Source organism: Ginsengibacter hankyongi (assembly GCF_008710285.1).
Taxonomy (GTDB): Bacteria; Bacteroidota; Bacteroidia; order Chitinophagales; family Chitinophagaceae; genus Ginsengibacter; species Ginsengibacter hankyongi.
This window is the reverse complement of the sequence record NZ_VYQF01000016.1, coordinates 1-14,462: the sequence shown is the minus strand read 5'-3', so window position 1 is coordinate 14,462 and position 14,462 is coordinate 1. Positions and strand designations below refer to the sequence as shown.

8 protein-coding genes are annotated in these 14,462 nt (G+C 40.4%); 7 read left to right on the top strand and 1 reads right to left on the bottom strand.

Annotation, left to right across the window (positions count from 1 at the left end; translation table 11 throughout):
• Positions 1-88 precede the first annotated feature (88 nt).
• From ppsA to FW778_RS22620, 4 genes are all read left to right on the top strand, one after another.
• On the top strand, positions 89-2,503 hold the full coding sequence (gene ppsA, locus FW778_RS22635) for a phosphoenolpyruvate synthase (RefSeq protein ID WP_150417200.1): 2,415 nt from the start codon (positions 89-91) through the stop codon (positions 2,501-2,503).
• A 2-nt stretch (positions 2,504-2,505) separates the two neighbouring features.
• Complete coding sequence (locus tag FW778_RS22630; RefSeq protein ID WP_150417199.1) at positions 2,506-3,237, top strand: (Fe-S)-binding protein; 732 nt, start codon at positions 2,506-2,508, stop codon at positions 3,235-3,237.
• A gap of 173 nt (positions 3,238-3,410) precedes the next feature.
• Positions 3,411-4,787, top strand: coding sequence for a lactate utilization protein B (locus FW778_RS22625; protein WP_150417198.1), 1,377 nt, complete (start codon positions 3,411-3,413; stop codon positions 4,785-4,787).
• Positions 4,784-5,371, top strand: coding sequence for a LutC/YkgG family protein (locus tag FW778_RS22620; RefSeq protein WP_150417197.1), 588 nt, complete (start codon positions 4,784-4,786; stop codon positions 5,369-5,371). Before FW778_RS22625 ends, FW778_RS22620 begins: the two co-directional genes overlap by 4 nt.
• A gap of 24 nt (positions 5,372-5,395) precedes the next feature.
• Here the strand turns inward: FW778_RS22620 and FW778_RS22615 are convergent, their stop codons facing one another.
• Positions 5,396-6,265, bottom strand: a complete 870-nt coding sequence (locus FW778_RS22615) for an AraC family transcriptional regulator (RefSeq protein ID WP_150417196.1) — start codon at positions 6,263-6,265, stop codon at positions 5,396-5,398.
• A gap of 851 nt (positions 6,266-7,116) precedes the next feature.
• Here FW778_RS22615 and FW778_RS22610 point away from each other — a divergent pair.
• The 3 genes from FW778_RS22610 (at position 7,117) to FW778_RS22600 (ending at position 14,104) form a co-directional block, all read left to right on the top strand.
• The gene (locus tag FW778_RS22610; protein ID WP_150417195.1) at positions 7,117-10,299 is read left to right on the top strand and encodes a SusC/RagA family TonB-linked outer membrane protein; all 3,183 of its coding nucleotides are present in this window, start codon (positions 7,117-7,119) and stop codon (positions 10,297-10,299) included.
• 11 nt (positions 10,300-10,310) lie between these two features.
• Entirely contained in the window at positions 10,311-12,029 is a 1,719-nt protein-coding gene (locus tag FW778_RS22605) for a RagB/SusD family nutrient uptake outer membrane protein (protein ID WP_150417194.1), read from the top strand.
• A gap of 92 nt (positions 12,030-12,121) precedes the next feature.
• Positions 12,122-14,104 carry a DUF2961 domain-containing protein gene (locus tag FW778_RS22600; RefSeq protein ID WP_150417193.1) on the top strand — a complete coding sequence of 661 codons (1,983 nt, stop codon included), beginning with the start codon at positions 12,122-12,124 and terminating at the stop codon, positions 14,102-14,104.
• The last annotated feature ends 358 nt before the right edge of the window (positions 14,105-14,462 follow it).

Genomic DNA, 14,462 nt, shown 5'->3' with positions numbered 1-14,462 from the left:
TAAATAGGCAAATTCCTGAAAAATGAATGGCCTTGTGTCTTCTATTTTTGGGAAAATATCAAATTTATTTTAGCGAAACGCAATGGTTATGAAGGATAAATTTATTTTGGAACTTAACGAGGTAGGCATTAATGATGTTGAAACGGTCGGGGGTAAAAATGCTTCATTGGGTGAGATGATGCAGCACCTGGCTTCTTTGGGAATTAATATTCCGAATGGTTTTGTTGTTACCGTTGCAGCCTATAGGAAATTTCTGGAATATAATAATCTGGAAAGCACCATCACTCACATCATAAATTCAATAGATTACGATAATATTGAATCACTCAGGAGAGGAGGTCAGCAGGTAAGGCTTTTACTCGAAAACGGCCGTTTCCCAAAAGAAATGAGCGAGGTGATCATAAAGGCCTATGAAAAACTATCTTCAGATTATAACCAGGAATTTACGGATGTTGCAGTACGATCTTCAGCCACTGCTGAGGATTTGCCTGACGCTTCATTTGCCGGGCAACAGGAGACTTTCCTGAATGTTCGTGGCCCCGCGTCTCTCATGGATGCCGTTCGCAATTGTATCGCCTCGCTGTTTACGGATCGTGCCATCAGCTACCGGCAAAGTTTCGGGTACGATCATTTTTCCATCGGATTAAGTGTTTGCGTGCAGAAAATGGTAAGAAGTGATTTGGGGTCGTCCGGAGTCGCATTTAGCCTCGACACGGAGAGCGGCTTTAAAGATGTTGTCATTATCAATGGATCTTTCGGATTGGGAGAAATGGTAGTTCAGGGGGCCATATTGCCCGATGAATTTATTGTGTTCAAACCCACCCTGAAGGACGGGTACAATTCTATCATTGAGAAAAAGCTAGGGGTAAAAGATAAAATGATGGTATATGGTGATAAAGCGGATGAAAGAGTTAAAATTATTCCGACAGAGACAGGTTTTCAAAACCGGTTTTGTTTATCGGATGCGACAGTAATTCAGCTTTCAGACTGGATCGTAAAGATCGAAGAATATTATACAAAAATCAAAAACCGATGGACGCCCATGGATGTAGAATGGGCCTTCGACGGGTTGAGCAAAGAACTTTTCATTGTTCAGGCAAGACCAGAAACTATTCATTCACAGACCAATCATAGAAAAATAACAGAATATGAAATCAGGAAAAATCCAAAAGAGCAAAAAATATTACTGACAGGCATAGCGGTTGGCGATAAAATTGGCTCGGGCAAAGCCAATATTTTATATTCTTTAGATAAACGGGTAATAGAAGGGCATGAGTTTAATGATGGCGATATATTAGTTACTGATATGACAGACCCGGACTGGGAGCCAATTATGAAAAAAGCTTCAGCGATCATTACAAATAAAGGTGGCCGTACCTGCCATGCTGCTATCGTAGCAAGAGAGCTGGGAGTTCCGGCCATTGTTGGCTGTGGCAATGCTACCAAAATTTTGCAGGAAGGTGATGAGGTTACGGCGAGCTGCGCCGAAGGAGAAACAGGCTATATCTATGAAGGGATAATTGATTATTTAACCACAGAATATAATCTTGATAATTTGCCGGTAATCGATACAAAGATTATGCTGAATGTAGCATCACCTTCGATGTGTTTCAAGTTTTCACATTTGCCTAATTGTGGTGTGGGGCTCGCACGAGAAGAATTCATCATTAATAATTATATTCAGATCCATCCGCTTGCGTTAATGCATCATAAAGAATTAAATGATTCTTTATTAACAAAAGAAATAGAAAAACGAATATTCGGCTATGATAATGAAGAAGATTTCTTTATCAAAAAGTTGTCATACGGGATTGCTAAGATTGGTGCTGCTTTTTATCCAAATCCTGTTATTGTGCGTTTCAGCGATTTCAAGACTAATGAATATTATAATCTTTTGGGCGGAAATCATTTTGAGCCGCATGAAGAAAACCCTATGATTGGCTGGAGAGGCGCTTCAAGATATTATTCTGATGAATATAAAGCAGCTTTTGGGCTTGAGTGTAAAGCAATAAAGATAGTTCGGGAAGAAATGGGATTGGATAATGTAGTCGTGATGATACCCTTCTGCCGTACCGTTGAGGAATTAATAAAAGTAAAGGAAGTGATGAGAGAGTTTGGGTTGGAACGAGGTAAAAATAATCTGGAGCTTTACTTGATGGCAGAAGTGCCTTCAAATATTATTTTGGCCGATGAATTTGCCAAACATATCGATGGATTTTCAATAGGTTCAAATGACTTAACGCAATTAACGCTTGGTCTTGACCGGGATTCATCATTGGTGGCTCATTTATACAATGAGCGAAACCCTGCCGTAAAACAAATGATTTCCAAACTCATTTGTGCCGCCAAAAGAAATGGGGTTAAAGTGGGTATTTGCGGACAAGGACCTTCTGATTTTCCGGATTTTGCGCAGTTTCTTGTACGGGAGGGCATCGATAGTATTTCACTGACCCCCGATTCCGTGATAAAAACCATTAAAGCTATTGCAACTTTTGAACAGTAATTATGAAAGTGGGTTTATTTGTTCCATGTTATATTGATCAGTTTTATCCCAGGGTAGCCGTTGCCACCGTGGAGTTATTAGAGCGTCTTAATTGTGAAGTAATTTTTCCTTTAAACCAAACGTGTTGTGGCCAGCCGATGGCCAATAGTGGCTTTGCCGGTTTAGCAAAAGGGTGCAATAAAAACTTCGTAGAAAACTTCTCCAATTTCGACTACGTAGTATCGCCCTCCGGAAGTTGCGTACTGCATATTAAAGAACACTTGACGGATGAAAATGAAGACGCTGCCCTGCATATTCGCAGGCATGTTTTTGAACTAACCGAGTTTTTGCTCGATGTATTAAAAGTTGAAAAGCTGCCATCAAATTTTCCCCATAAGGTTGGCGTACATGTTGGTTGTCACGGCCAACGGGGATTGCACGTCTGCTCTATGTCAGAACTGGTCGCTTCCCCTTTTTCAAAGCCGGAGAAACTATTAAGCATGGTAAAGAATTTACAAATGATGTTGCCCGAACGATGGGATGAATGTTGCGGGTTTGGGGGTACATTTTCTGTTTTTGAAGAAGCCGTTTCTGTAAAAATGGGAAAAGATAGAATTAGGGAACATAAAGAAAACCAGGTAGAATATATCACCTCCACAGACGTAAGTTGCCTGATGCACCTGGAAGGTATCTTGAGAAGAAAAAAAAGTGATATACGGGTGATACATATCGCCGAAATTCTCAATGCAATTTGAACATAAACGGAAATTATTAATGATAACCCATTTGAATTTTTTGGATAAAAATTACTTGGCATTTAAACTGACGTCCGGTATTACAACTCATTTTCTCATAAACAGGCTAATCAAGCTGTTTCAGGGGCTCTTTTTCCAAAGGGCCCATTTTTAATAATTTAGAATGCACCATCATGGAACATAATAAGAGAAACCATTCAGCATTATCAGCTATTTTCAATGAAGATGAAAAGAGGGTAGACTGGCATGATGAAACATTATGGTTCGTCCGGAGCAAACGTGACCGGGCCGTACATAACGTTCCTGAATGGGAGCAGTTAAGGGAGTATGGCTCCGAAATAAAAAATCATACCTTATCCAACCTTGATCAGTATTTAATTGAGTTTGAAAAAAAGGCAAGAAGCAATGGGATACATATTCATTGGGCTGAAGACGCTAAAGAACATAACGAAATTATATCTGAAATTATTCGTAATAATCAAGTTAAGCATGTAGTCAAAAGTAAATCCATGCTTACGGAAGAATGCGACTTAAATTCTTACCTCACATCACAGGGTATTGAAGTCATTGATACTGATTTGGGTGAGTATATTGTACAATTGAGGAAAGAGCATCCAAGTCATATTGTACTTCCGGCTATACATTTAAAAAGGGAGGATGTAAGCAATACCTTTCACAGCCATTTGCATACAGAAAAAGGTAATAATAACCCGCAATACCTGGCGGAAGCTGCCAGGCAGCATATGAGAAGAAAATTTATCTTTTCCGAGCTGGCGATTACCGGGGTAAATTTTGCGGTGGCAGAAACTGGTGGATTCGTGGTATGCACCAATGAAGGCAATGCTGATATGGGTGCACATGCTGCGGGAATTCACATTGCCTGTATGGGCATTGAAAAGATAATCCCAAAAGCGGAACACCTGGGTGTTTTTTTACGTTTGCTTACCAGGAGTGCAACGGGGCAGCCTATTACTGTTTATTCCAGTCATTTTCATAAACCGAGAAACGGCCAGCAAATGCATGTGGTAATAGTTGATAACGGCCGAACCAGGCAATTGGGAAGACCCGATTTCCGGAACTCTTTAAAATGTATCCGTTGTGGTGCCTGCTTTAACACCTGCCCTGTTTACAGGAGAAGTGGCGGACATAGCTATCACAGCGCTGTAGCCGGACCCATCGGCGCTATTTTGAATCCAAATATAAATATGCAAGAAAATGCCGATCTGCCTTTTGCCTCCACCTTATGCGGGTCCTGCAGTAATGTTTGCCCTGTAAAAATTGATATCCATGACCAATTGTGGAAATGGCGCCAGGCATTGACAAAAAAAGGGCATGTATCGTCCGGCAAGAGGCTCGGCATGAAGATGATGTCTTTTGTTGTATCATATCCTTCTATATACCGGGTTGCAGGCAGAACGGGAAGGTGGATAATGAGATATTTCCCATCATTGCTTGCGAACAAAACAATTAACTCCTGGTATAAACAACGGGAAATGCCTGTCCCGCCGAGGCAGAGTTTTCGAACCTGGTATTTTAAAAATAAAAAATGAACAGCAGAGAAAAAATACTGGCAGCCATCGCTATAAACAAACCTGCATTCCAGCCAATGCCGGATGTGGTTGTCGACATAAAATATGATTATTCTGTCCTTGTGCCGCAATTTTTAAATATTTTACAAATAAATGGAGCAACTGCAGTCTGGGTAGAAAATGTACAAACCATAAAAGATGATCTACAAAAGAATATCGCAGGCGGTCACTATACGATCAATACAACCGAAGTCTTGGGCATCGTTAACGAAGAGATCAATATCAACAGTAACCCTGCTTTTTTAGACCCTGTAGAAATTGCATATATAAGTGGAACATTGGGTATTGCAGAAAACGGCGCCATTTGGCTTGAAGAAAGCAAGATGAGAAACAGGCTTCTGCCATTTATTTGCCAGCACCTGGTTATTGTCCTGGACGTAACTAAAATAGTAGCTGACATGCATGAGGCCTACAAGAGGATAACGCTTGGTAACGAAGGCTATGGTGTCTTTGTGGCGGGCCCTTCGAAAACTGCAGATATTGAACAATCTCTTGTTGTCGGGGCGCACGGCGCCAGAAGCCTGAAAGTATATTTACTAAGTTAGGTTATCCGTTACGGCCATCCATCGCTAATTTTTTGAGATAAATTCCCGTTGGTAGTTCAAAGGAGTTTTGCCCGTGATCATCTTAAAAAATTTATGAAAACTTGCAAAATTATTAAACCCACTTTCGAAGCAAATTTGTTTGATGCTTAAATTGTTTGCAATTAATAATTTGCAGGCGATTCCCACCCTGATTTCAATCAGGAAATTGGAGTATGTTTTTCTTGTTTTGGATTTAAAATACCGGCAGAAAGAATTAGGACTCATGCAGGCTATCGCTGCCGCTTCCTCCATTAGAATTTTCCTCTTGTAATTGGCTAAAGAAAATTCGTAAATGGAATTGATCCGGTCGTTCCCCGCTTCCCGGACATTGTGTTGAAATCCAATGGATGAGAGTATTTTATAATTGCCGGAATGAGCAATATTGACGAGCGCTTCCAATATTAATATTATTTTATTGCACCCATCTGATACAAGCATTTTCTCTAAAAGATTCCCGATAAATTCTCTGGTTGGCCCTGTTATTTGTATTCCTCTTTTAGCGGTTTCCAAAATGTTTTTTATGGGAAGGTTTTCAGGAATGGTCAAAAAATCCTTCCCCCAAAAATAATCGCAGAAATGAGTGACAAATACATTCGGTTCCTCAATTTGAGAATTGAAATACGTTTCATCAAAACTCCAGTAATGGGGAAGGTTGGCTCCCACTAAAATTACATCGCCTGAATTAAAGAGGCTGATATTGTCACCTATAAATTGAGTTCCGCGCCCTTCCTTAAAATAAATTAATTCAATTTCAGGATGATAATGCCAACGGTTATTTACATAAGGGACCCTGTCTTGTCTAACGCTGAACGAACAGGAGGGTTCAGCAGACACTTTCAATAGTTGTGGTTTCATATCAGTAGTTTTTAGCAATCTTTTGTAAAAAACTTCTGTCAAAAGTTATCATATATATTCCATCTGGCCAAGAACTTCAGCTTTAAAAGATAAAATAGCTTAATTATTGGGTTAAAATACAAAATTTAAGCCCTGAAAATTTAAACAAACGGCTTTGCCTATTCAGCTTTCATCATTTGTTCCGGTAGGTTTTTATCAGCGGTAACAATAATCCCGTCCTCTAGCAAATCCCGGGTTGTTCTTAATAAACATGTTAACATGCCGATGCAGCCGCGCAGGCTGCTTAAGCTAAAAAAATTAATTAAAGCGGAAACACATAGTTAATGGCCCGCCAATTCCGTACAATAGATAAATTCTACGGTCGAAATCTGCTATTCATTCCGGCACAGGAAAAAAACATTTGTTTGCTAATATCATATAATAAAATGCTAAGAACGTCGATTCTGCCTACCTGCTCCGGATGGTAAATTTGTTTTACGTTTTGTTAGAAGGGTTTAATAACATAACTCTTTTTAAATAATAAAAATACTTGTTGAGTAAATGATTGCTTTCCGGCTGCGAATTTTTAAGTAGGAACATTTTTCAAATTGTTGCAGCAGCTGTTGAATTAGTTTGTTATCGGACAAAATTCAGCCTTAACGTGACGCTCGTAAAATAGCGAACGATAATGCCATGCATGTACTTTCGGCCATCGATTAAGCCAATAGAATGAATGTTGCAACCTGGAAAATACATTGTGTTTGAAATAAAAAATTAGATCAAATAAACCCGTGGTTTTAGGTATACCCCGGGAATTATCTATCATAAGTTCCCTGATAAAGAACTAATTATTAAATCAAAAAAAAAAGAGCATGAAAAAATCAAAACTGTTTAATTACTGTTTGAGAATTGTATTATTACTTTTACTATCAACGCCGGTTTTTTCCCAACAAAGAAGAATCAACGGGACCGTGCACGATGCCGTAGGTAATAAACCACTTAATGGCGCAACTATTACTTTGAAGAACAGCAAAGTTAGTACAGTCACTAAAGCCGATGGTAACTTCTCTATCGATGTGCCGGACAAAAATGCCGTATTGGTAGTTTCCTTTATTAGTTACCAAACACAGGAAATTCCACTGAATGGACTTAGTGAAATCACCATTGCCTTGCAACCGGCGACGACCGGGCTAAACGAAGTGGTGGTAATTGGCTACGGCACGCAAAAGAAAGCTACGTTAACCGGGGCAGTATCTACGATTGGAGAAAAACAATTGGAAGGGAGGCCCGCTGCGCGAACAACGGAACTTCTCCAGGGGATGGCGCCAGGAGTACAGATTGTCCGGGGAAATGAAGGAAGAATTCGGGGCACCCAAAGTAGTATAACTATAAGGGGCATTACCTCACGCAGCGATCCCGGTGTTTTAGTTGTTATTGACGGGATACCACAAAGTGGTGATGCTTCCTACCTTTTGGATAATATCAGCCCTGACGATATCGCCAGTATCAGCATTCTAAAAGATGCCCAGGCAGCAATTTATGGAGCAAGGGCGGCTGGTGGCGTAATATTAGTTACCACCAAGAAAGGCCAGTCATTGAAACCAACCATTGATTTTTCTTCTACGTATACTATTCAACAGCCGGCGCTAGAGAAAAAGTCTGTGAATATTCTGCAATTAGTAGAAATGATGAATGATGCCTATGTAAATGCAGGCGAGGTTACCAATGGATTTACCCATATAGTAAACTACATCAAGCAGAATAATTTAACGATGGCAGAAATAAGTAAGAATGACGGGAAATACCAAACCCAGTGGCCTTTTGATAATACGGAGAATTTTGTTTTTGGAAATTATTATTGGCCCGGAATTATGTACCATGCTGCGCCATTAAATATAAATACTTTATCGATTTCCGGTAAGACAAATAAACTGAATTATTACAACTCGATAGGATACGAGGACCAGCAATCCATGCTCCGCTATGGTTCGAATAATAACAAAAGATTTTTTGCAAGGTTAAAGAACAGTTACGATATAACCAATTGGCTTAAAATCAATGAAAATATCGAATTAGAGAGGCAAAAGGTCGTGGAGCCTTATAATTTCGGGTCTATTGAATTTTGGCAGGGGCTTATTTGGCCTGTTTATATGCCGTATACTCCTGCGGGGCATTATTATAATTTTGGTTCCCACCAAAACCCAATCGGGTATGCAGAGGCGGGGGGAGATGTTACGGAGATTAATTACCGGATAAACAGCCAGTTGGGGTTTGAATTGACGCCTGTGAAAAACTTAAATATAACGGGCGATATGGCTAATAATTTCGATATCCAGGAAGGCGACTGGGCCAACCTCGGTTTCGATATGTATAATGAAAATGACGTGTTTTCTTACAATTCTACCAACAACCGGAATAGCGCGGGGGCTTATTATAATCGCACAAAGTCTTTTGTAGGTAACTTGTTTGCGGATTATAAATTCAGCATAAAAAATGATCATAAATTCGACCTCCTTGCCGGGTATTCCCACGAGGAGGAGGAATACCGGAATATTGGAGTACAACGAAATCTTGGTTTGATTAGTAGCCAATTGCCGACTTTTGGACTGGGTAGCTCCACGCAGCAGTTCAATGGTGAATCGAAAACAGATCAGGCACTTGAGTCATTTTTCTCGAGGCTGGATTATAACTATAAAGAAAAATATATCCTGGAAGGCAACTTCAGGTATGACGGGTCTTCCAAATTTGCACCCGGCCATAAGTGGTCGCCCTTTTACGGCCTCTCCGGTGCGTGGACCATTTCCGACGAAAAATTCATGCAAAAATTCAGCAATGTTATCAATTTTATGAAAATACGTGCTTCCTGGGGACAGCTGGGTAACGAAGCCAGTATAGGATTATATGATTACATACCCCAGATTAACATCGGCGGAAGTTATCCGTTTGGTAGTTCGTCTTCCCCTTTGCTAACACAGCAAGCGATGTTGGCTGGCCTGGGTAGTGCTACCAGGACATGGGAGAGAGTAGACTCCAGAAACCTGGGCATTGATTTTTCAGTACTGGACAGCAGGCTTTCCGGTTCCGTTGATTATTTTATAAAGGACAACGCGAATATGTTTTACAGTAAGGAATTTCCTCAATTATTAGGCGTTAACCCACCCAGTATAAACGGAGCTCACGTAAGAACAAAAGGTTGGGAAGTAGCTGTAAACTGGAAGAGCGAATTTGGAAATTTTGGATATAATATAGGGGTTAACCTGAGCAACAGTACTAATAAGGTAATTCAACTTGCCGACTCAAGGATTCCAAATATTGGGTTCAATAGCTTTGTTGAAGGGTATTCTGCAGATGCCTACTTCGGATACCGCTATGATGGATTATTACAGAGCCAGGGTGAAGCAGATAAATACACCGCCTCTATACATTCCGGAATTCCACAGGGGTTACAACCCGGTGATGCAAAATATAAAGATTTAAACGGTGACGGAAAATTGACCCCGCAGTTGTACCAATTAGGAGCCGACGGAAAACCAACGTCGACTTCAGGAGATTTAGCCTACCTCGGAGATGCAGGCCAGCATTATCTTTTTGGGATTAATCTGGGATTAAATTATAAAAACTTCTATTTCAGCACTTTCTTTCAGGGGGTATTGAAATGGATGGTGTATGATGGGAACAGAGCCTTCGAAGCCGACTCTTGGCCTCAGCTTAGCTATTTTTACCATAATACCTGGACACCGACACAAACCAACGCAAGTTACCCGGAACTGAATGTCAGGGGAGATATTAATAATAATAATTACACCGTATCGGACGCCCCTTACCGGTTATTTAATGATAAATATATAAGACTGAAGAATATCCAATTCGGTTATAATGTCCCTAATCGCTTAACAGAAAAATATAAGATAAAGGATTTACGCGTCTTTTTTAGTGGAACCGATGTTTTTGAACTATATAATCTCCCCGGTGTGTTTGATCCGGAAAAGCCGTTCAACCATTTTGTTACACCTTTTCCAAGGCAATTTTCCTTTGGTCTAAACTTAAAATTCTAAATTCTAATTTTATGAACAAAACATTCAAATGTTTCTTTTACGCACTATTTATACCGTGCTTCTTGCTTACCGCATGTGAGAAAAACCTGAACCTTGTTCCGCAGGTTAATTATTCGGAGGCCACTTTTTTTAAGACACCGGATCAATTTAAATTATTTGCAAATCAATTTTACATTGGATTGCCCAATGAAACGACCGGTTACGCCCGTGATAGCTATTCCGATATTCTGGCTAACGTAGGAGGTACTAATACGATAAGTAACGGAAGTTATTTTGCGCCAGCCTCCAGTAGCTTATGGGAAAATGCCTACATCACCATTAGAAACACGACCTATCTTATAGACAAAGTAAATTCGGCAGATCCGTCTTTAAAAAGCCAGGTTGCCGTGTATGGAGGCGAAGCACGGTTTTTCAGGGCGATGGCCTATTTTAACTTATTGCGGGATTATGGCGGAGTGCCTATTGTTGATAAAGTGCTTACGCTCAGTGATAATGATATTTTATATGGGCCGAGAAATACGCGGGAAGAAGTTACCAGTTACCTATTGAAAGACCTGGATTCTGCAATCAATGATTTGCCGGTTGAAGCCAATATTGCGGGCTCGGATAAAGGAAGAGTGAGTCAGGGTGCTGCCCTGGCGCTTGAAGCAAGAATAGCTCTTTTTGAAGGGACGTGGCGCGAATTCAGGGGTTTGAGCGGATGGCAGGATTTGCTTGATATTGCCATTAATGCCTCAAAATCAGTAATGACAAGCAGCCAGTATTCCCTTTTCGACAGGAGAGATGTGCTTGGAGATTCGAGTTACAGGTATTTTTTCATTCTGGACAACGTCCAATCAAACGCCGCCAACCTAACCAAGAGTAATCAAAACGAATATATTTTTGTGAATAGATTCGATAATAATATCAGGCCTGCGCCCGGTGTAAGTGGTAACAACTCATATAGCCCGACAAGAAAATTTGCAGATATGTTTCTTTGCAAGGACGGGCTTCCAATTGATAAGTCGCCCCTGTTCCAGGGAAAGCAAACGGCCACCAGCGAATACCAAAACAGGGATTTAAGAATGACCAATGATTTTTGTGTTCCATTTAAGGTATTTTGGGGGTTTTATCCACCTGAATACAACCGGACCTGGTCGAATCCTTATTCCGGGGGAGTTATATACGACGTACTTTTTGGACGTACCACCAGTACGGGCTATTATCCTTTAAAATTTCAACAGGAAATAGCACGACCACTGGGAACAGACTACCCGGTTATCAGGTATGCCGAAGTATTATTAATAAATGCGGAAGCTTTATTTGAGAAAAATGGTTCAATTACAAATGACGAGTTGAATCAAACAATAAACTTATTGAGGGCAAGGGCAGGTGTGGCGCCACTTACTAATGAATTAGTAGCCGCCAATGGCTTGGATATGAGAACGGAAATTAGACGGGAAAGAACGATTGAGCTAAGTATGGAAGGTTTTAGATTTGATGACATCAGGAGATGGAAAACAGCAGAGGACGAATTGCCGCAGGCGCTCGAAGGAGTGAAGTGGACGGGCACACAATATGCAACAGATCCGCGTTGGGCGGATATTAAACCTCAGCTCGATAACGAAGGTTATCTAATTGTTGAGCCTTCTGCAAACCGGCATTTTGACCCGGCCAAAAATTACCTAATGCCGTTACCGACACGACAGATACTGTTGGACAATAAACTGGAACAAAATCCTGGTTGGTAAAATTTAGAGATGTAGTGGTTGCCGGTTCTACCGGCGGCCACTATGTTTTTATGAAGTCAAAAAAGTTGAACTAGTTGGAAACACTCAAAAATATGGTTAACAAATTAAATAAATGGAAGATCCCGGGCCAATCGTGTTACATCAACCGGGGTATGGCGATAATGTGGGGATTCACGCTATTTTCATTAAGAGTATTTGGACAACATGTACCTAAGAACCCCGCAGTTGTATGGGAAGACCTTCCTTTTATACGAACAGGAGTAAAACTGTGGTCTCACACTTCCAAAAGTCCCCTGAACAAAACTGTTCAGGACTTTTTAAATTACACCAGTGAGGGAAAGAATGGTTATGAGATGGCTAATTATGAAGGCGAATCAGGAATGTTGGTGCATTGTTGGTTTGCTTTTTTATCAAATGATTCCACGGGAAGAATGAAACTCTTTGATTCAAAAAAGAGCACCTCCGGGATTGATAAATCATTCAAGAATTATTTCAATAGCCGGAAGTATCCTGAATACCTATGGGAATCAAAAGACGGCATTTGGTGGGCATTTCCGTGTTTGCCCTTTCATGAAAATTTTAAAGCCTATAGTGATATTAAACCTCAATGGTACCAATTCACTTTGCACCTTTTCAGGAGTCATTATTATTCAGAAGCTATATCAAAGGCAGACCTCGCGGGTATTTACAAGAAGATGCAAAACCCGGTGGGAAGTTTTCCCGGTAAGGTTCCTGGCAATCGCCATAAAACCGTGGATGTTATCGTTGGAGCAAACAAAACAGTCACTTTTTTTAATGACGTTACCCCGGGCGTAATTAGACAGATACATCTTACCCTGCCACAGGGGGATAGTACCGCAATGGACAGCATATATATTAGTGTTTCCACAGACTCTGAAGTTACTGCCTGTTTGCCGATTGCATTTTTCTTTGGTGGTTATGCTAAAGTTAATATGAATAATGCCAGAGGTATGCCGGCAGGTTTTGACGGAAAAAGTCTCTATAATTATTTTCCGATGCCGTTTTGGAAGTCATTTAAAATGGAATTGATAAATAAGCAGCAAAGGCCCATCCATGTTTCCTGCCAGTTTAACTGGTCTGATTCCAATCCGTATCCCGAACAAAGTACCGGGACATTTCGGGTGAAGTATAACCCTCCGACTGCTGTTAAAGCCGGGCAACCTGATTTTGTTAATCTTTCAGTGAAAGGTTCAGGTATTATGGTTGGAACGGTATCGCAGCTAACAGGAGCTATTGAAGCAAATTTCAGCATATACGTTGATGGTTCAAAAACTCCGGCCGTTGAAAGTACGGGTGGCGAGGATTACTTCAATCATTCCTACGGAATCCACCCTGGGTTTACCCGGCCTTTTTCAGGAGGGCTCGCAAAGGATATTGGCTATCGATTCCACATAATCGATTACATTCCTTTCGTAAATTCCCTGTTATTTACGCAAGACCACGCCATTTATTATGTGCATGACCGTGATGGAATTTTTAACAGCGCTATCTATTATTATTATAACCCGAAGCAATACCTGGAGAGAACAGACAGTATTGATATTGGTGATTTGCAATCAGAAACTTCTCATTCATATACAATAAGAGGCACTAAAGCGCAATTTCAAAATGACCGGGCAGGCTATGAGGGCGATTTTGATACCCTATTTTCTGATGCCGGGCGATGGACTAATGGTAGCACCGCTTTTACTATCCATATTAATCCAAAAAATGACGGGGTGCGGATAAGAAAGCGAATAAACCAGACGTCCTATCATCAGCGGGTGAAAGTGTTTGTCGATAATAAGTTTGCAGGGAATTGGTTCGAACAGGGAGCTAATTATTATTTAAATAAGAGGCTTTATTATAATGATTCACTACCGGATTGGCAAAAGGGGAATATTACGGCTAAATTCCGCGATACCGAATTTGAGATTCCCGGTTCCTTTACCAAAGGTAAATCGCAGCTTAAAATAAGGACTGAAACCGTTGGGTCTTTGTCTGTTGATCCCGCAAAGAGTGGACTCACTAACGAATATTATTATTGGATATATTCTTATTTGCCTGTACAATAATAGTTGAATGATCTATACCCTAGTTCAGTTGAATAAAAACTATTCGGGTATAACAGTCTAAAAAAATTGTCCGAATTATTTCTCTAAAACCAATCTTGAATGTAATTTTTCATGAAATGACAGGAACTCGGGACCATCGTCTATATTGGTCACCTTAGCGCCGATTGGCGAATACCTGTTCAAATTCTGAAGGGGTGAAAATGGTGTTAGCAAAATAGATTTGTGTTGTCAATAAATTTTGAAATTATAAATGAATTTTATGGGTAACGTGGCAATCAATCCTGGAAAAGAGAAGTCAAATATTTTTGAGACCATATTAAGCAGTCCCGGAATGAATGAAAAATGCAAGATTAATTTG

Excerpts from the sequence above, each read along its gene's own strand:
- ppsA (WP_150417200.1), top strand. The coding sequence starts at position 89 with ATGAAGGATAAATTTATTTTGGAACTTAACGAGGTAGGCATTAATGAT.
- FW778_RS22630 (WP_150417199.1), top strand. The coding sequence starts at position 2,506 with ATGAAAGTGGGTTTATTTGTTCCATGTTATATTGATCAGTTTTATCCC.
- FW778_RS22625 (WP_150417198.1), top strand. The coding sequence starts at position 3,411 with ATGGAACATAATAAGAGAAACCATTCAGCATTATCAGCTATTTTCAAT.
- FW778_RS22620 (WP_150417197.1), top strand. The coding sequence starts at position 4,784 with ATGAACAGCAGAGAAAAAATACTGGCAGCCATCGCTATAAACAAACCT.
- FW778_RS22615 (WP_150417196.1), bottom strand. The coding sequence starts at position 6,265 with ATGAAACCACAACTATTGAAAGTGTCTGCTGAACCCTCCTGTTCGTTC.
- FW778_RS22610 (WP_150417195.1), top strand. The coding sequence starts at position 7,117 with ATGAAAAAATCAAAACTGTTTAATTACTGTTTGAGAATTGTATTATTA.
- FW778_RS22605 (WP_150417194.1), top strand. The coding sequence starts at position 10,311 with ATGAACAAAACATTCAAATGTTTCTTTTACGCACTATTTATACCGTGC.
- FW778_RS22600 (WP_150417193.1), top strand. The coding sequence starts at position 12,122 with ATGGTTAACAAATTAAATAAATGGAAGATCCCGGGCCAATCGTGTTAC.